General features: G+C 43.4%; 15 protein-coding genes and 2 pseudogenes. 5 read left to right on the forward strand and 12 right to left on the reverse strand.

Annotated elements, in window-relative coordinates; genetic code table 11:
- Positions 1 to 4: 4 nt before the first annotated feature.
- The 10 genes and pseudogenes from LRC_RS08980 to LRC_RS09025 all read right to left on the reverse strand — a co-directional run bounded on the left by LRC_RS08980 (position 5) and on the right by LRC_RS09025 (position 10,452).
- Positions 5 to 784, reverse strand: a complete 780-nt coding sequence (locus LRC_RS08980) for a transporter substrate-binding domain-containing protein (RefSeq protein ID WP_241531283.1) — start codon at positions 782 to 784, stop codon at positions 5 to 7.
- A 58-nt stretch (positions 785 to 842) separates the two neighbouring features.
- Positions 843 to 1,491: pseudogene (locus LRC_RS08985) on the reverse strand (amino acid ABC transporter ATP-binding protein).
- A 9-nt stretch (positions 1,492 to 1,500) separates the two neighbouring features.
- A complete protein-coding gene (locus tag LRC_RS08990) occupies positions 1,501 to 2,184 on the reverse strand; it encodes an amino acid ABC transporter permease (protein WP_014074120.1) in 684 nt (227 codons plus the stop codon).
- A pseudogene (locus LRC_RS08995) lies at positions 2,165 to 2,825 on the reverse strand (amino acid ABC transporter permease). Before LRC_RS08995 ends, LRC_RS08990 begins: the two are co-directional and overlap by 20 nt.
- Positions 2,826 to 3,238: 413 nt before the next feature.
- Positions 3,239 to 3,412 carry a hypothetical protein gene (locus LRC_RS12060; RefSeq protein WP_241531277.1) on the reverse strand — a complete coding sequence of 58 codons (174 nt, stop codon included), beginning with the start codon at positions 3,410 to 3,412 and terminating at the stop codon, positions 3,239 to 3,241.
- A complete protein-coding gene (locus LRC_RS09000; protein ID WP_014074121.1) occupies positions 3,409 to 4,569 on the reverse strand; it encodes an MFS transporter in 1,161 nt (386 codons plus the stop codon). The genes LRC_RS12060 and LRC_RS09000 overlap by 4 nt, the downstream gene beginning before the upstream one ends.
- Before the next feature lie 871 nt (positions 4,570 to 5,440).
- The gene (locus LRC_RS09005; RefSeq protein WP_014074122.1) at positions 5,441 to 6,127 is read right to left on the reverse strand and encodes a 2,3-diphosphoglycerate-dependent phosphoglycerate mutase; all 687 of its coding nucleotides are present in this window, start codon (positions 6,125 to 6,127) and stop codon (positions 5,441 to 5,443) included.
- Between the two features lie 81 nt (positions 6,128 to 6,208).
- The gene (locus tag LRC_RS09010) at positions 6,209 to 7,402 is read right to left on the reverse strand and encodes a MalY/PatB family protein (protein WP_014074123.1); all 1,194 of its coding nucleotides are present in this window, start codon (positions 7,400 to 7,402) and stop codon (positions 6,209 to 6,211) included.
- Entirely contained in the window at positions 7,389 to 8,456 is a 1,068-nt protein-coding gene (locus tag LRC_RS09015) for an AI-2E family transporter (protein WP_014074124.1), read from the reverse strand. The genes LRC_RS09010 and LRC_RS09015 overlap by 14 nt, the downstream gene beginning before the upstream one ends.
- 958 nt (positions 8,457 to 9,414) lie before the next feature.
- Positions 9,415 to 10,452, reverse strand: coding sequence for an aldose epimerase family protein (locus LRC_RS09025; RefSeq protein ID WP_014074126.1), 1,038 nt, complete (start codon positions 10,450 to 10,452; stop codon positions 9,415 to 9,417).
- 284 nt (positions 10,453 to 10,736) lie between these two features.
- Between LRC_RS09025 and LRC_RS09030 the strand changes: the two genes are divergently transcribed.
- Entirely contained in the window at positions 10,737 to 11,036 is a 300-nt protein-coding gene (locus LRC_RS09030) for a hypothetical protein (RefSeq protein WP_003695014.1), read from the forward strand.
- 202 nt (positions 11,037 to 11,238) lie between these two features.
- Here LRC_RS09030 and galE read toward each other — a convergent pair whose 3' ends face one another.
- Entirely contained in the window at positions 11,239 to 12,237 is a 999-nt protein-coding gene (gene galE, locus LRC_RS09035) for a UDP-glucose 4-epimerase GalE (protein WP_041820150.1), read from the reverse strand.
- Positions 12,238 to 12,438: 201 nt separating this feature from the next.
- Here galE and LRC_RS09040 point away from each other — a divergent pair, with 201 nt between their 5' ends.
- The 4 genes from LRC_RS09040 (at position 12,439) to LRC_RS09055 (ending at position 17,440) form a co-directional block, all read left to right on the forward strand.
- The gene (locus LRC_RS09040; protein WP_041820153.1) at positions 12,439 to 13,167 is read left to right on the forward strand and encodes a GntR family transcriptional regulator; all 729 of its coding nucleotides are present in this window, start codon (positions 12,439 to 12,441) and stop codon (positions 13,165 to 13,167) included.
- A gap of 749 nt (positions 13,168 to 13,916) precedes the next feature.
- A complete protein-coding gene (locus LRC_RS12070; RefSeq protein WP_258414305.1) occupies positions 13,917 to 14,045 on the forward strand; it encodes a hypothetical protein in 129 nt (42 codons plus the stop codon).
- 335 nt (positions 14,046 to 14,380) lie between these two features.
- A complete protein-coding gene (locus LRC_RS09050; RefSeq protein WP_014074128.1) occupies positions 14,381 to 16,750 on the forward strand; it encodes a phosphoketolase family protein in 2,370 nt (789 codons plus the stop codon).
- A gap of 96 nt (positions 16,751 to 16,846) precedes the next feature.
- Complete coding sequence (locus LRC_RS09055) at positions 16,847 to 17,440, forward strand: histidine phosphatase family protein (RefSeq protein WP_014074129.1); 594 nt, start codon at positions 16,847 to 16,849, stop codon at positions 17,438 to 17,440.
- Between the two features lie 414 nt (positions 17,441 to 17,854).
- Here LRC_RS09055 and LRC_RS09060 read toward each other — a convergent pair whose 3' ends face one another.
- Positions 17,855 to 19,483 (reverse strand): putative polysaccharide biosynthesis protein, encoded by a 1,629-nt coding sequence (locus LRC_RS09060; protein ID WP_014074130.1) that lies wholly within the window; start codon positions 19,481 to 19,483, stop codon positions 17,855 to 17,857.
- Positions 19,484 to 19,624: the final 141 nt, after the last annotated feature.

Consider the following 19,624-nt stretch of genomic DNA (forward strand, 5'->3'; position numbering starts at 1 on the left):
GCGCCTATTTGTCGATGACGATGTCGGATGCCTTGATTTCCTTGCCAAAGTAAGGCTTGAGCTCCTTATTGAAGTCATCCTTGAAGAAACCCTTCTTCGTGAGTTTCGTTATTTCCCTGTTCGTCCACTTCAGCAAAGACTTGTTGCCTTTCTTGATTTCTGGAGCGATAAACTGGTTCGGTCCAAGCGTCTTGATGCCGACCGTATACTTTGGATGGTTCTTGACCCATGCATAAAGGTATGAATTATCGTCTGCCAAGGCCACGCCGCGGTCATTCTTCAAAGCGTTGAACTGTTGTGTTTTGGAGTCAAATTTCAAAAGATCCACGCCTTTTTGTTTCGTCGTAAAATAGATTTCGGCAGTCGTCCCTTTATTGACGATCAGTTTCTTTCCCTTGAGCTGCGAAACTTTCGTAATCGGTGCAGATTTCTTGGAAACGACACCAATCGAAACCTTCATGTACGGCTTGGCAAAATCGATGACCTGTTTTCTTTCAGGCGTCACCGTGAAATTGGCAAGCACGATGTCTGCTTTGTCCGAATTCAAGGCATCGACGCGATTATTGGCATTTACCTGGATGAATTTGGCTTTGACGCCAAGATCTTTTGCAATTTTGCGGCCGAGTGCCACGTCATACCCCACGCGCTTTCCGTCCTTGTTGACCCATCCGTATGGCGGCAAATCGCCAAAGGTTGCGATTCTGACGGTTCCGCGTTTCTTAATGGTCGTGACCGAAGAATCCGCCTTGACCGTCGTGTTTTGTCCAAACGCTGCAAATGTCAATGCTACGCCTAAAACCGTCAATCCTTTAATAATTGTTTTTTCATGATAAATTTCCCCGTTAAAAGTCCATTGATTCCAAAAATTCTTTGGCACGATCAGTTTGCGGATTTCTGAAGAACGTTTTGCCGTCCGTTTGCTCTAAAATCTTGCCATCTTCTAAAAACAAGACCTTGTCGGCAATTTTTTCCGCAAAATTCATCTCGTGCGTCACGATAATCATCGTCATGTCGTCTTCTTCTGCTAATTCCCTGATAATTTCCAAAACTCCGCGAACCATTTCCGGATCAAGCGAGGCCGTGACTTCGTCAAAAAGCATCAGTTCCGGTTTCAAAGCCAGCGCCCTGACGATTGCGATGCGCTGCTTTTGACCACCGGGAAAGCTGTCTCGGATAGGCATCCGCATATTCTTTCAGCCCTACCCTTTCAAGCAGATCAAGCACTTCTTTTTTCACTTCTGATTCGGGCCTTTTTTGAACCTTTGTCGGTCCGAGCAAAATATTGCCCATTACCGTCAGATTCGGAAACAGATCATAGCTTTGAAACACCATCCCGATTTTTTGGCGAATCAGCGTGCTTTTGCCGGATCCGGACTGACCAAGAAGCGTCAAAACTTCACCGCATTCAATCGAAAAACTGATTTCGTGCAATGCCTGCCAGTCTCCGTAAAACTTGTCAAGAATATCAACTCGTAAAATTTCTTCTGCCATATTCTCCTCCTAAAGGTTCGCTGAAAATTTTTGCTGCAGCATCTTTGAGATTAAAGACAACGGATAGTCAACGATGAAATACAGCATGAAAATAAATCCGTAGATCCAAAAAACTCCGCTCGGATATTGCTGATTGTTTGCCTCGATGATCTGCTGACCAACGTTGATGACGTCCATCACGATGATGATCATCAGCAGGGACGTCGTTTTGACGACGCGCGTCGCAAGGTTGATGGCAGCGGGAAGTTCAAGCATGAATGCTTGCGGCATCAAGACATGAACGAACAGCTGGCCTTTGGTCAATCCAAGCGCGAGTCCGGCTTCTCTTTGGTGTTTCGGAACTGATTCCATCGCTCCGCGAACAATGTCCGAAAATTCTGCCGAAATCCAAAGCGAAAATGCCAAAACGGCCATCCACTCAGCCGAAGCTTCGACATGAAACTGCCGCGGCAAAATGTAATAAACCAAAAAGAGCAGCACGATCGTCGGAACGATTCTGAAAAATTCCAGATACAAGCGCAGGACGACTCGAAGCACTGCATTTTTCAAAGTCCGCCAAACGCCAAGAAAAGTCCCCAGCAAAAGTCCGAACCCAAGCGATACGCCGGCAATCCAAACGGACGTCCAAAGGCCTCCCATCAGTCTGAGAAAATTTTTCCCCTGAAACAAGACCTCAATTCCCGAATGTGCCATAACGAACCCTCCTTTCAAGCCAATCAAGCAGCAATATCAACGGAATCAGAATCAACGCATAAAAGACGACCAACATGAGCAAATACTCGTTTGATCTGTAATAGAGTCCGATGAGATCAAGCGCCGTATTCGTCAGTTCCGGAATGGCGATCACGGAAAAAATCGACGTTTCCTTGATCAAAAAAAAGATGTTTGCCGACAGTGCAGGAACGCTCAACGCAAGTCCCTGTGGAAAAACGACGTAAAATGCAAGTTGTGCTTTCGACATTCCGATTGCTTTTCCCGAATCGATCTGGCTTTTGGGAACCGCATCAAGCCCGCCGTTAAACCCTTCCGCCATATATGCTCCGCCAAGAAAAATCAAGCCGACGATACCGCAAGTTGAGGCACTCATTTTTAGCCCAATGACGGGAAAGGCGTAATAAAGAAAAAAACAGCTGAATCAAAAGCGGCGTATTGCGCGCAAGCTCGACGTACGCCGAAACGATCCGTTTCAAGACGGCAATTTTAAAATACTTCACCAGGCTGCATGCCAAACCGACGACGATTGAACCCGAAATTCCAAAAAACGAATACAGCAGCGTCAGTTTCAACCCGCTAAAAAACATCGGCAGGCTTGCTTTGACGACTTCAAAACTCATTTCAAACAACTCCCTCATGAAAATTTTCCAGGCGCCTTGGAAAATTCTTAAATCAATAAACAAAAAAACAGGCCCTTTGATTCGCACGAATCACAAGACCTGGTTTCCTTAAGGTTTCAAAAAAGAATCCTAGCTAGCAATAGTGATACGAATCTTATTTATGCGTATGTCAAAAAGGCCGCAGCATGGACATGCGCAGCAGCAAGCAATATTCATCATTTTGAAATTGCTGATTGACATATGATCGTATCTCCTTTTCCCGAAATTTGTTTATGTGCTATGACACACGCTTATCATTAGAGTTTGTCAAATGTTTTCCTAAAATCGTCGAAAAAGTTTTTAATGCTAAAATTCCTCGACTTCATCACTGTTGCTGTCAAGACACGCTTTCATAAAGGCCGCATCGCCATATTTCATAAAATAATAGCATTGATCGTCAAGATTGATAATTGCTTTATACTGCGTATAGTCTGAAAGTCCGTCCGACTTTTTTTGACGCCTTTCGGAATATCCACTGCATTTAAATACAACTCATAAAATTCCGAAAAATTCAAATCATAGTTTTCATTTTGGATATCTTTATTCATAATATAATCTCCTTATTTTTGTTATTAATGTAGAAAAGAGTGCTTATCAATGCAATAATTAAAAATATACTTCCAATACTTCCAATTATCCAGACAAGAGATATTTTTTCACCAACAAGACTGATTAAACCAGAACTAAGAGCTAGTAAACCTGAAATGAAAACATTTCCCGTCGAAATAACAGTTGCTCTAATGTCAGCATATGCTACTTCTTGGATTTTATTTTCAAAGATAATATTCCACATCTCAAAAATAACGTTCACTGTGATAAGGCTAAACAGTACAATTAACATATTATGGATGAATAGACTTAAGAGTAGTGTTAAACCAAATAACAACAAGATAATTAACAATATATTTTCAGATACCTTTTGAGTGAGCTTATAAGTTAGTAACCCCGCAACTGCGCCCAATAAGGATAGACTTCCAAAAACAGTTGATATCATTCCAGTATCAAAGGAAAATTTTTGCATTATTAATGGCCCATACTGATAGCTTAAGTCAACTGCAGCAGTAGAAAAACCTAGTCCAGCGACGAGGCAAATATAATTTTTTTGATGCTTGATAAAATTAAATAGCTCAATAATAATTGATTTTAGAGATAATGTATCAACTTGCTTTTTGATATCAGGTTCTTTAATTTTAAAGTCGATGATGAGTGCAGTAGTTCTAAAAAGAATTGCTAAAATAAATAGTAAATTCCAAGAAACTTGTGCAATCCAACCGCCAAGGATATTGCCAATCGCAACTGAAAAAGCTGCAATTGCATTAAAATAACCTGAATATTTTAAATAGCTATTTTTTTCTTCTTCGGAAATAGATTCATAAAGCAGGGAGATGTCCGTCCCTGAAATAAACGCCAAACCAAGCGCAAACATAATAAAACCCAAGTATACGATAATATGAGTATGAGGAAAAAAGTATGTTAGTAAGTAGAGTATGCAAAATATTTCACCTAGTAGCAAAGTTTTTTTGTGTCCCAATTTATCTGAGATCACACCTGAAGGAAACTCAAAAATAACTTGTGAAATAGTAAAAATACCTTCTAACATCGCAATTTCGGCCAGTGACCAACCTTGTTCTTTGAGATAAATCATCCAAACAACTAGTTCCAACATTATATTTGAAAAACTGTTATAGAAAAATATTCTTTTCATAGTACCTCCCTGTGCAAAAACTTACTACAAAATTCTATAGAGTAAGTAATAATTTAAACTTAGAGCAAATGCGATAATATAATCAAAATCATATCCCTTTAAATAAAAATGTTCATTTCTAGCCCAGTTATATCTATTTATTTCTAAATATTTAAACTGATTACAATCATGATAGTCATATATAAATTCATACCATATGTCGGATATTCGCACATTTGATAACTTTTCAAATTGACTTTCTAAAAACAATGTGTATTCTATATATGTGTAAGAATATGAGGATATAAACACATCTTTAATAAAATCAATAAATTTAGATCGATTATTTCTGGATGTTTTCTTAGATATTCATATAGAGACCATGTACCTAAATAAGAAACAAACTCGGTTTTTAAGATTGATAACTCTGAGTAAAAAAAGACTCAGTTAGGCCATTATAGTATTGATTAACGGCTCCTAATATTTCATGTGCTAAGTTAAACAGACTGTCTAAGGTTCCATCCCATGATATTTTTATATATGGATGGGTAGTGTAGCTGGAAAATGATCTTTGCCCATAATGTCCAGAATTTTCCCAATTAATCCAGTTATCGTCAAAAACTTGTTTAACAACTAAACTAATTTCTTTTCTCAGTAATTTACTTGATTCTGTTATTATATTTTGAGCCTCATCTTTACTGATTCTTTTGTTATATTCATTAAGAAGATAATAGGGGTATTGGGGAGTTTAGGGTATATATTTCAACTCATCTAACATTTGGCACAAGTCGTCATGTATTCGTCATGAATCGTCACGATATGTAAAAAAAAAGCGTGGTCCTCACTCAGGAGATCACGCTTTTATCGAAAGGCTTTATCGAAAGGCTTTATCTTAAAGCTTTTCCTTTGAAACGATGTTCAACTTGTCATCCAAGTCGTAAACAACTGGTTGACCAGTTGCCATTTCAACGTTCATGATGTCTTCGTCAGAGATTTGTTCGATGTACTTCGTCAAAGCACGCAATGAGTTGCCGTGTGCAGCAACGATAACGTTCTTGCCGGCCAACAAATCTGGAGCGATATGATCTTCCCAGAATGGGATAACGCGTTCCAACGTAACCTTCAAGTTTTCGCCACCAGGAATGATGCGTGGGTCAAGGTTTGCATAACGACGATCGTTTGCTGCAGAACCTTCATCGTCTGCGCTCAAGAGCGGAGGCAATACATCGTATGAACGACGCCAGATGTGAACTTGTTCTTCACCGAACTTTTCAGCTGCTTCAGCCTTGTTTTGGCCTTGCAATGCGCCGTAATGACGTTCGTTCAAACGCCATGTCTTTGTTTCAGGAACCCAAAGTTGGCCTGATTCTTCAAGTGCGAAGTGAAGCGTCTTGATAGCACGCGTCAAAACTGACGTGTAAGCTTGGTCAAATTCGATGCCAGCTTCTTTAAGCTTGCGACCTGCTTCTTTTGCTTCTTGTTCGCCTTTTTCGCTCAAATTAACGTCAACCCAGCCAGTGAACAAGTTCTTCAAGTTCCATTCACTTTGACCGTGACGGATAAATACTAATTTTGCCATTTAGTACAAACCTCTTTCTTAGAATATGATACAACCATATTTTACACTGAAAACGCGAAAATTGGTAGCTTTTTACAAAAATTATTGTTGCTTATAGCGTCTGATTGCAGAAATCATGGCTTCAGTCGCCTTTTTGACGTTTTCAGGCGTCGTTGCCAAATTGAATCTGATGTGTCCTGCCCCGCCTTTTCCGAACCAATCGCCAAAATCAACGGCAAGTTTTGCATCGCGCTTGATGACGTCCTCAACGTCTGCGCTTGAAACGACCGGTTCAAGATTGATCCACATGAGATATGTTCCCTCGAGTTCTGAACAGATGATTTCAGGAAATGCAGACCTTAATTGCTCCTTGACGTATGCATAGTTTGAGCGCACGACTTCGAGCAAGCCTTCAAGCCATTCTTCACCGTTCCGGTAAGCGGCCTCCCCGGCAACTTTTCCAAGCAGATTTCCATTCGGCGTTTTCTGCATTTCGACAAAACGATCGTACTTTCTCATGATCTGCGGATTCGGCACGATCACGTGACTGTTGTCAAAGGCCGCCATGTTGAATGTTTTTGAAGTCGAATCAAGCACGACGAGATTGTCGCGATAATAACCGTCTCTGATTGAAAGTCCGGACACGAACGGTTTTTTCCCGACAATCAGATCGTGATGAATCTCGTCAAAAATCACGCGGACCTGCTTGTTTCTGCAAAGCTCAAGCATTTCTTCGAGTTCTTCTGCGCTCCAGACTCTTCCGACAGGATTGTGAGGACTACAGAAAATCAATAATTTGACATTTTCTTCACCGATTTTTCGTTCCATGTCCGCCAAATCGAGCGAGTAAACCTCGTTTTCGTTTTTAAGCTCAGAAACAACGAGCCTGCGTCCGGTATTTTTGACAACTTCAGCAAACGGATTGTAGACCGGTTGCAGAATCATTACGGAATCCCCTGGCTGCGTCAAAATTTGCACAAATGTGCTGATTGACTGAACAACGCCCGAACCGAAGCGCATCCACTCTTGATGAAGTTCAGTGCCGTAACGTTTCTTTTGCCAATTCATGTATGCTTCATAATATTCCTTCGGTGTCAGCGAATAACCGAAAACACCATGCTTGACGCGTTCTTCCAACGCCTTTTGAGCCTGTTTCGGAATCTTGAATTCCGTATCAGCAATCCAAAAAGGCAATAAGCCATCTTCGCCGAAGCTTTCTTTTAAATCATCCCACTTGACGCAGCAAGTGTTGCGTCTGTCAACGGCATATTCGCTTAAAAACTCATCCTTGTTCATTTTGTTTTTCCTGCTTTCTTAATTTTTCAAGTTTATTGTGTTTCGTGTGAACGGGTTTAACTCCTAAAACATCAAGCATGAACGTGAAAATCGGGATGCCGACGATCAAGCCCCACGTTCCAAAAAGATGTTCCGAAATGAACAAAACGACGAACGTGTAAAAAATCGGCAATTCGGTTCGGCTGGACATCAGTTTCGGATTAAGCACGTAAGACTCGATTGCATGAACCACGATCAACAAAATAATGATGTAAAAAACATCTCTTAAACCGCCAACGGTATAGCCAATGAAGCAAAGCGGAACTGCAGAAACGATAACGCCGGCAACGGGAACCAGACTGAGCACGAAAATCATCAGGCTCAAACTGAAAAGCTGCGGCATCTTCATGAATCCGAGAAATGTGGTCGTAATCACTGTATTTATGATTGCTATCATGAACTGCGCTTCCATCACGACGCCGAACGTATTCACGAAAATCTTTGCAAAATAATAAATATCCTGGAAAATCCATGCAAACGGTCCGCTCGTCAAAAAGCTTTTCGAAAATTCCGCCATCTGACGTTCCTCAATCGTAAAGAAGAAACTCAAAAGAAGTGACATGAACAGCGTGAATCCCATCGAACCAATGCTCGTAACATACTTCATCACGATTCCAAAACTTCCTTTGACCTGATTCATGACGTCAAGCTTGCCAACGTATCCGCTGATGAAGTTGATGACCTCATTTGCCCCTTTTGGAGGATTTTGGTAAAACTGAAGCACTGAAGCAACCATCGCTTCCGACTGACTGATCAGTTTCGGCACGTAAACGGTCACTGCCAAATATATTAGTCCGATCAGCGCCAGATATACGGCAATCACAATCAGCTGTGACGGAATTTTGACGTGTCGATGAATCGACATTATCAGGCGCGTGATCAAAAACGTGAAGATGAACGTCAGCAAAATCACGCTGATGATGCTTCGTGAAACGTACAGGATTCCGATAATCCCAAGTAAGACGACGAAACGTCTCAAGCGGACGTTTTCCAAAAATTTATTCCATAAGTTCAAAGGAAATACCTCCCTAAATATTCCAGCAACAACAAGTCGATACGTCAATTTTACTATATTTAAGAATTTAGAGAAAGACAGAAATGAGGGCTGGTTTTGATGAGGCAGACTCTGATTTTGTGTGCGCGCGTCGAATCTGGTCACGCGAGTAGACAAAAACCGGGGTGAATGTCTGATTTTTGTCTACTGGCTGGGTCCAAATTCAGGGCGTGCGGAACCAAAAGTAGGCAAAAAACAGGACAAATGCCTCATTTTTGTCTACCGGACTCTCCAAATTCGGGGCGTGCGAAACCGAAAGTAGACAAAAAACGGGATAAATGTGTGATTTTTGTCTACCGGACACTCTGAAATTGGGGAGCACGGTTCCGAAAGTAGACAAAAACCGGTGAAACGTCTGATTTTTGTCTACCGGCTAGTCCAAATTCGGCCCGAGCTGCCCTGAAAGTAGAACAAAATCTCGAAAAATTGAAAAAATATTCTACTCGGTTACCTTCGCCAAAGCAGTTTGGACTCAGATTACGGGCAAATCTCAGAAATCAACGTTTTGCCCGTAACCGAGGTCAGGTGCAGCGATTGAGCAGGTGATGAGCAGCACTGCATTTGGCAAAATCATTGTCATTTACGGACACATCGATGAAAATGGGCCGTTTGTCCGTAAATGGCCTGCTCGAAAAATGGCGATTACGGACAAAATGGTCAAAAACGGCCGGTTATCCGTAAAAATTAAGGTGTTTCGGACCTTGTTTTACGGACAGATGTTCCAAAAAGCCGGCTTTGTCCGTAAATTTTGAGTGAAATCTCGGTGCACCACCCAGAACGAATAAAAAATCCGCGCCATCACTGGCACGGATTTAAAATCATCATTCAGTTGTGGCCTTCGGTTGTCCAAATCTTGCGTACGGTGTCATGAGCGCCCCTCCTTATCTACCGCCTTGTTAGGCGGCTGGTCTTCACACCCTTACTTTATCTTGTCATACGCATACTGAATCCGATACGTGCGCTTTCCTTGACGTGGCAAGATGATGTCACCGAAGTTTTCCTGATTGATTGCGTCCGGAAGAGTCTGAGCTTCAAGCGCAACGCCTTCCCCAGGCTTGGCAAGCGCACCCTTATCGCGGGTAAAGCGCATTTCGGCATCAAGTTCTGGCATCGTATACATTACAAGACCGTTTCTTTCAGAATTGATCGTAATCTGACGGCCGCTTTCCTCATCGCGCAAGACGGCAATCGGCAAAGCTGCGTGTCCCGGTTCGTTTACAACGAAAACATCGTCAAACCCGCCTTTTTCTTCATCAGCATCCTTAAGATTTCTGAAGTCTCTGAAATCACATGGCGTTCCTTCCACTTCGCGAATGCGTCCCGTCGGAATGTTGTTCTCGCCAAGATCAAGAAATTCGTGGCTGTTGATTTTTAGAGAAAGCGTGCTCAAATCGGGTCGATCGCTCGGATTGAAGTAAACGTGCATCGTTGGGTTAAAGAGCGTGTCGACTTCCCCGCCCAAAGCACTGTATGCAATCGTTACTTTGTTATTATTGTTCAACGTGTAAATAATAGTTGCCAAAATATCACCTGGGAAACCATCCATTTCTTCCGTGATTTTCTTTTGGAAAATGACGCTCACGCTGTTTTTATTCTGTGAAGTCGTGTAGTTCCAATTCCATTCAGTAAATCCATGGAAGCCGCCGTGAAGCGTATTTCCATGATCATTTGCAGGAAGAGAAACCTGCTTGCCGTTGATGACGCACTTAGCATTGGCAATTCGACCGCCGACGCGTCCGATCGATTTGCAGACGCATTGCTCATTCTTATAATACTCTTCAGTATGTTCAAACCCCAAGAGCATGTTCTTTTTGGAATTTCCAGCCGGAACAAGAAATTCTTGCCAGATTGCGCCCATCGTCAGGCACGAAATTTCAACGCCGTTATCGTTGATAAGCGTAATTTTCGTTACCTTATGACCATCGTAGCTATCGAGTTCTTTTTTTATGATATCCATGCTTTTTCCCTCCAGATGCTTTTTCCTACCTTTTTATTTTATCTCATCAAGTCCGAAAATAAAAGCGCTTGCAATCAAATAAATTAATATTTTTTTATCATAACAAATTGGTATATTCCGGTTTCAATCCTTATTTTTGCATATCCTTATGGGTTTTGTGCTTATATAAGCATTATAAACACCTATTTTTAATTATTTGCTTATTTTTTACAATTAAACGCTTGCAATTCTCTTTTTTCAAGAGTATGGTATATCCATAAGCAAATCAAGGAGGTCAATTTATTATGAATGATACGGTTATTGAAAAACGCGAATCGCGTTCAAGCAAAAGCAAAGAGTGGAGAATGTCAAACGGAAACGGCCATTTCCTCGACGTAATCTTCAGCATCGATCTCGAAAACAGATTACGCTCGCACAGAAACTTCTCATTTGCGCGTTTTGAATCAGAACAGCTTAACAAACTCAGCAGCATCATCCCTTCATTGCAAGACGACTACCGTCTGACGATTGACGAGGAAGCCGTCGGACTGGCCTTCCTGCCGATTGGGTCAGAAGAGGCGCAACCATTGATGAAATTGGTCTGATTATGTTTCTTTCCATGCACGGTTGCAGATCAAGATTCAGAAGTTTTTGCATGCTGAAAAATGCAGAGCTTCGTTTCACAGCATATGAAACAAAGCAGATTTTTCCCTGCGTTGCAGAGCAAAGTTCAAAAACAAAATGACATTAAAAAATGCAGGGCTTCGTTCCGCCACGTGACGATTCAAAGCACTGCATTTTTAATTATTATTTGTCATCGTAGCCGTTCGGATGCGTGGAATGCCATGCCCAGGCCGTTTCGATGATCTTGTGAATATCGTCAAATTGCGGTTTCCATCCCAAAACTTCGCGAGCCTTGTCGGAGCATGCGATCAACGAGTCCGGATCACCGCCGCGACGAGGTGCCATTTCGGCCGGAATCGGTTTGCCCGTAACGTCTCGTGCAGCTTCAACGATTTCAAGGTTGGAAAATCCAGTCGAAGAACCAAGGTTGAAGGCATTTGATTCATTGCCCTTGCGCAAATAGTCGACGGCCAAAATATGCGCATCCGCCAAATCGAACGGATGAACGTAATCGCGAACGTTCGTGCCATCAGGCGTGTTATAGTCGTTGCCGAAAATTTGAAGCTTTTCGCGCTTTCCTTGAGCAACTTGCAAAACAATCGGAAGCAAGTGCGTTTCAGGATGGTGATCTTCGCCGATCGAGCCGTCCGGCTTGGCACCGGCAACGTTGAAATAGCGCAAAGCAACGAATTTGACACCGTATGCCTGATCCGCCCAACGCATGATTTTTTCCATCATCAGCTTGCTTTCGCCGTATGGATTGATCGGATTTTGCGGATCGTCTTCTTTGATTGGCATCTTTTCGGGAATTCCGTACGTTGCAGCCGTTGATGAGAAGACAATGTAGTTGACGTTGAATTCATGCATGACTTCAAGCAGCTTGACCATTCCGGCAGTATTGTTGTCGAAATATTTCAACGGATCCTTCATTGATTCTGCAACCAATGAAAATGCAGCAAAATGAATCACCGCATCAATCTCTGGATTTTCAGAAAAGACTTTGCGCATGAACGGCTTGTCAGCCAAATCCCCTTGATAAAACTTTGCCTCCGGTCTAACGGCTGCCCTGTGCCCCGTTACCAGGCTGTCAACAACGACGACGTCTTGGCCTTGTTCGACCAGACGATCAACTGTGTGGGAACCGATGTAGCCGGCACCGCCTAATACTAAAACCTGCCATATTCTTTCCTCCTGTTCAGGAATTAAAATTTCTCCTTTTATATTTTACTATAGATTGACGGGAATGTAACTAAAATTTACTGAAAAATAGTAATATTTCCTAAACGTTTTTCCCCGTCCCTTTCATTTTAACCTTTTCTTGCTTAAAACGCTACAGTATGCTTAAATTGAGTAAGTATGATTCAAGCGAAAAGAGGTGTTCCCATGGCAGAACTCATCTATAAACAAATCATCGCCGATCTCAAGAAACGAATCTTCTCCGGCGAATTCAAGGAAATGCGTCTCCCTGACGAACGCACGCTGGCACTTGAATACGAAGTCAGCCGCAGTTCGATCAAACGCGCATTGACACGCATGGCAAGCGATGGCATCATCTTCAAGAAGCGAGGGTCAGGCACCTTCATCAATCCCCTGTATTTGAAAAACGAATCAGTTTTTAACTATGAAGAAGGAAAGAATCTCGGAGTCACCGACAACTTCAAAATGAACGGTCAAAAGCCTCAAATCAAAGTCCTCGAATTCGAAGTTGAAAAGCCGACTGAAGAACTTCAGCGCGACCTCTTCTTGAAACCCACAGATTTCGTTTACAAAATCGTCCGGTTGCGACTCTTCGAAAACGAGCCTTTCATGATCGAAACGGGGTACATACCCATCAAACTCGTGCCGGATCTCACGCCCAAGATTATTTCCGGCTCAATCTTCAACTATATGCAAAACGAACAAAACCTTTCCGTAACCAAATCATTTCTCTCCGTTTTTGCCGAGCCGTCCACAACCCGTGACCAGGAACTTCTTGGTCTGAAAGATACGGAGCCGGCCGGCATCATGGAAGGCATTTTCTTTCTTGACAACGGTACTCCGTTCGAATTCTCCAGCATGAGGTTCCACTACCGCTACTTGAAATTCAACACGTTCGTCAGCGTGGAAAATTAGATATTGTTTTAGCGACGCGTCCAAGTCCGAAACGGCAAGTGGCGGGTCGCTTTTCTATCGTTGATAATGCAATGCTTTGGATAAAGCGCGGACGGCAACGAAACGAGAAAGCTTCCGTGATAAGGATTCAAAAATTTTCAAAACGCATTAAAATGCAGAGCCGCTGTCATCAAACATCGTCTCAAAGTCTCCTGCTTTGTCGGAATCTCTGCAGTACGTCTGAATCGGCTCGTGCGGGCTCGAAAGTAGACAAAAACCGAGAAAAATATGTGATTTTTGTCTACCGGCTGGTCCAAATTCAGGGCGTGCGGGCTCGAAAGTAGAACAAAATTCACCAAAATTGAAAAAATGCTCTACCGCTGACTCCAAATTCGGCCCGCGCGGCTCAGAAAGTAGAACAAAATCTCCAAAATTTTGAGAAAATGTTCTACCACTGACTCCAAATTCGGCCCTCGCTGCCCTGAGAGTAGAACAAAATCATCCAAAATTGAGAAAATGTTCTACCACTGACTCCAAATTCGGCCCTCGTGGCTCAGAAAGTAGAACAGAATCTCCAAAATTTTGAAAAATGTTCTACCGCTGACTCCAAATTCGGCCCGCACTGCCCTGAGAGTAGAACAAAATCATCCAAAATTGAGAAAATGTTCTACTCAGTTACCTTTGCCAAAGCAGTGTGTCCTCAGATTACGAGCAAATCTCAGAAATCAACGTTTTGCCCGTAACTGAGATCAGGTGCAGTAATTGAGCAGATGATGCGCAGCACTGCATTTGTCAAAATCACTGCCGTTTACGGACAAATCGATGAAAATTGGGAGTTTGTCCGTAAAATGCGTTTTGATTACGGACAAATCGGGCCAAAATGGGCACTTTGTCCGTAAAATTTGAGTAAAATCTCGGTGCACCGCCCAGAATAAGAAAAATTCGCGCCATCACGGCAATGATTTTAATCATTATTCAGTTGCGTACGGGCTCATGACCGCTCGCTTCCACACCTTGCATAATCATGTTCCAGCTCGCATTCCCCCTATCGCAAGCAAGGACTCCCTAGACGAGGCAAGCTCGCCTTCGGTCGTCCAAAGCTTGCGTACGGGCTCATGACCGCTCGCTTCCACACCTTGTTTTGGACCGTTCCAATTATCAAATTAGTTGACTCCAAAGAAAAAATTGATAGAATATAACTATAAAGACAAATCGTAAAGGAGTCATCGTCAACATGGCCAAAGATTACTCATCAAAAGAATATTTCGCAAAACTTGATGCTTACTGGCGCGCTGCCAACTATATTTCGGTGGGGCAGCTTTATTTGAAAGACAATCCGCTGCTGAGACGTACGCTTGAATCATCCGACGTCAAGGCAAAGCCAATCGGACACTGGGGCACAATTGCCGGACAAAACTTCATCTATGCACACCTTAACCGCGTCATCAACAAATATGACCTGAACATGCTTTACATCGAAGGTCCTGGTCACGGCGGACAAGTAATGGTTTCAAATTCCTACCTTGACGGAAGCTATACTGAAATCTACCCTGAAATCACTGAAGATGAAGAAGGCATGAAGAAGCTCTTCAAGCGTTTCTCGTTCCCTGGCGGCGTTGCTTCTCACGCTGCTCCAGAGACGCCGGGATCCATTCATGAAGGCGGGGAACTCGGATATTCGCTTTCACACGCTACGGGCGCCATCCTTGACAACCCCGATTTGATTGCAGCAGCCGTCGTCGGCGACGGTGAAGCAGAAACTGGACCGTTGGCAACTTCCTGGCAGTCAAACAAGTTCATTAATCCGATTCATGACGGGGCCGTTTTGCCGATTCTTGACCTGAACGGCTTCAAGATTTCGAACCCGACGATCCTTTCGCGCGAATCAAACGAAACGCTGACGAAGTACTTCGAAGGTCTCGGATGGCATCCGATTATCGTTGAAGGAGAAGACCCTGAAAAACTCCATCCGGAACTTGCCCGGGCAATGGACGAAGCAATCGAAGAAATCAAGGCGATTCAAAAGCATGCAAGAGAAACCGGTGATGATTCGCTGCCGACATGGCCAATGATCATCTTCCGTGCGCCAAAGGGCTGGACGGGTCCGAAGGAATGGGACGGCAAGCCGATCGAAGGCTCATTCAGAGCTCACCAGATTCCAATCCCGGTTGACCAAAACGACATGGAGCATGCCGACAAACTGGTCGCTTGGCTCAAGAGCTACCGTCCGGAAGAACTATTTGACGAAAGCGGCAAGCTGAAGCCTGAATTTGCCGAAATCGCTCCAAAAGGCGACAAGCGCATGGCGGCAAACCCGCACACGAACCCCGGCAACCTGATTCGCGATCTTATCCTTCCTGACTTCAGAGAATTTGCTTTGGAAAATGCAGAGCACGGAAAGACTGTCGCTCAAGACATGACCGTTCTTGGCAAATACCTCGAACGCGTAATCGAGCTTAACGCCAAAAATCGCAACTTCAGAATTTTTGGACCTGACGAAACAATGTCTAACCGCTTGGCACCGATTTTTGACGAAACAAAACGTCAATGGATGCAAGATATCAAAGAACCAAATGACGAATTTTTGGCACATTCTGGTCGCGTCATTGATTCGCAGCTGTCCGAACACCAGGATGAAGGTTTCCTTGAAGGCTACGTCTTGACCGGTCGCCACGGTTTCTTCGCATCGTATGAAGCTTTTCTGCGCGTTGTCGATTCAATGCTGACGCAGCATTTCAAATGGCTCAGGAAAGCAAAGGGACAGCCTTGGCGCAGCGAAATTCCTTCACTCAACGTCGTTTCGACGTCAACCGTGTTCCAACAGGATCACAACGGCTATACGCACCAGGACCCTGGAATTTTGGGACACTTGGCAGATAAAAAGCCTGAATTTATCCGCGAATATTTGCCGGCCGATGCCAACACCTTGCTCGCTGTTTTTGACAAAGTCCTGAACGATCGCGAAAAAATCAATCTGATCGTTTCTTCCAAGCATCCGCGTCCGCAATTCTATACGGCCGCTGAAGCCAAAGAACTTGTTGACAAGGGTCTCAAAATCATCGATTGGGCTTCGACGGATCACAATGCTGAACCTGACGTCGTCATTGCTGCTTGCGGAACCGAACCGAACCTTGAATCATTGGCTGCCGTTTCGATTCTGCACGAAAAGCTGCCTGATTTGAAGATTCGTTTCATCAACATCGTCGATCTGCTCAAATTACGATCGCCAAAACATGATCCTCGCGGTTTGAGCGACGAAGAATTTGATGCCTTCTTCACGAAAGATAAGCCGATTCTCTTTGCCTTCCACGGCTATGAAGGTCTCGTTCGCGACCTGTTCTTCGATCGTCACAACCACAACGTCATGATTCACGGCTACCGCGAAAACGGTGACATCACGACACCGTTTGACATGCGCGTTTTAAATCAGATGGATCGTTTCGATCTTGTCAAAGACGTTGTCTTGAATCTGCCGGATGCTGACAAATATGGTCAGATCGCTGCTGAGATGGACAGCATCATTGCCAAACACAATCAATATATCAGAGACGAGGGCGCAGATCTTCCGGAAGTCGAAAACTGGACATGGAAACCCCTTGAATAATTGACGCGGAGCCCGAATTTTCGGGCTCTTTTTTGCTTGACTTTTGATATTCAAAATGATTAAGTTGAATTAACGAATTTAACGGAGGAACTATTTATGACTGTGATTTATCTTGTTCGCCATGGTCAAAGTCAGGCCAATGCCAAGGGAATCTGGCAAGGCGCGCAAATCGATACGCCGTTGACCGAACTCGGTCGAACTCAGGCTCAAAATACCAAAAAGCACCTTGAAGAAGAAGGCGCAGTATTTTCTGCAGTTTATTCAAGTCCCCTACTTCGTGCCGGAGAAACGGCCGGGATCATTGCTCCAAATCAAAACATTACGTTTGATTCGCGGCTTAAAGAATTCGATTACGGCATGTGGGACGGCATGTATTGGCAAGACATCCTTGAAAGATACAGTGAATTTTTCGATGCTTCAGAAAATCTTCTTCCGAATTCATGGGAAGTTACCGGCGGAGAAACCTATGACGAAGTCAAAGAAAGATTGCAGCAATTCTTCAATGAATTGACGGATAAACATCCTGATGAAAACGTCCTTGTCGTCAGCCACGGCTTTACGATCAAACTGATTCTCGATCTGTTCTTAAATATCGGAAATCTTGTTAATCTCAATGAACCGACAAATGCCGGCATTACGAAATTCATCCTTAAAAACGGTGCTCGCACGCTGGTTTATTTCAACAGATAGTCGAAAACAGGACTTTAGAAACCAACAACGTTTCAAGAGTCCTGTTTTTTTACGGATGACTTTTTTGCCAAATGCAGTGCTGCGCATCGCATTCACAATCAGCGCGCCAGGATTGGATTACGGCAAAATGACGTTTTTGAAATTTGCCCGTAAATGCCAGCCCTCGGTTACGGGTAGTCCCGCCCCTTTTTTCCGGGTCTATACTAAATGGTGTTGATGATGATTTTTCAACACCATTTTTTGTATTCACAAAATATCTTCGCAATGCTATAAAATGAAACTATACAAATGCAGCTGAATCTATCATTCCCACCTTCGTTTCCGTCTAACTTTGCGTGACATCCACCGTTGATTCGCAATAAATCGCAAAGCATCCGTTTTTTTATTGAGGAATATTTTTCCTAATCTCTTGTTCTAAGCTTTGAAGTGTTTTCCCCTTTCTTTTTGGGAAACGGGAATCTTCACGTTGACTCCAAAGACTGCCTTCATTACTCCTGACTTATTGAGAAGCAGCAGATACAACAGCATGAACATGCCGCCGAACAGTGCAGCATAAACAAATGCTGAAAGCTTTCCTTGGGGAACGTACGCCATTTTGATTACTGCATTTGAAATAAATGCAACTCCCAAGACCAAAACATTGATCACCAAAATCTTCTTGATGTTGCGCAAGCGAATGCCTTTCAGATAATTATGCTTGATGTGCGCGTAAACCATCAAAGAAATAATGCCGAATGCAAATGTTGTGGCAAGAATCGTTCCGTATGGCCCAAAAAGATAGGTCAAAGGCACTTGCAGCACAAGTTTTAAAATAATTCCCAAAGCAAGTTTTTTGACGGCATATTCGTGCTTGCCAAGCGACTGAATCACCGTAAAGAAGTCAGTAAAAATCGCAAGCGCCATGCAGCTGATCAAAGCAAAGCCCATCAAACCGGCAGCTTCCTTGTCAAACGGAAAGAAGACGCCGTTTACTTCCCAAGCAAGAATCGAGAGCAGACCTGCGCTTGGAATCAGCGCAAGCAGCATCAGTTCAATGTTTTGGGCAATCGTCGTTCCAATTTGTCGTCGATCGTTCTTTTTGGCAAGCGATGCCAACAATGGCAATGACGTTTCAGAAATCGCAATCGTCAAGGAAATCACGACCGTCGTAATTTTGTTTGGATTGGCCGAAAAATAAGTATACAGATTTTGTGCCTTGACGGTCGGCATCCCTGTCAAATCAACCATAATGTCCTTAAAAGTCAGCTGATCGATAAATTGAAAAATCGTCACGGCAGATCCAACGAAAATAAACGGCAAAGCTTCCTTGACGATATTTTTGAAAATCGTCACGATCTGCAGATTGTCGACAGGTTCGCTTTCCTGGTACAGTTCCCGGTATTGCGGAATCTTCTTTGACGCGTACCAGAACAAATACAGATAACTTGCAATCGCTCCGATAAACGTTGCAAACGTACTGTAGTTTACGGCCTTAACATAGTCACCGCCTTGCATGTACATAATGACGAAAGTTGAAACCAGGATAAAAATGACGCGGGCAAACTGTTCCCAAAGCTGAGAAATACCAAAAGGACGCATATCTGCATTTCCTTGGAAAAAGCCGCGCATCAGACTCATCGGCGGCAAAATCACCAACGTCGGCACCATGACGCGAATCGCTGCCGTCGCAACGTCAGTCGACACGACGGCGCTCTTTTGCGCAATGAGCGGCGCAAAAAAGTACAACAGACCACCGCACATGATCCCGGTAAACAGCATGAACAGTGAAGCAAACTTAAAAACTCTGACGCTGTTTTTAAACTTGTTTTGGCCGTTATACTCGGCGACCTGCCTGGCGATTGCGGTCGGAAATCCGGCGGTTCCAAGCGAAAGAAACAGCGCATATGGCGTGTAAGCCGTATTAAAGATTGCCTGTGCCGCATTTTGATGCTGAGGATTTCCCATCATTATCAGCCATGGTATCAAATAAACGATTCCGAGGATGCGGGAAAGGATACTCCCAAGCATCATCCAAAACGCTCCGGATAATAATTTGTTTTTCATCCATAATTTCTGCTATATAAAATATAGAATAATATAGAAACATAAAATATTTTTCCACATTATCAGAAAGAATATAGCTTTTCCTTTCCTAATTTTATTTGCTGCCGTCAGCACCAGTCTTCCCATATCCTAACGTGAGGG

It is taken from the genome of Ligilactobacillus ruminis ATCC 27782 (assembly GCF_000224985.1).
GTDB classification, from domain to species: Bacteria; Bacillota; Bacilli; order Lactobacillales; family Lactobacillaceae; genus Ligilactobacillus; species Ligilactobacillus ruminis.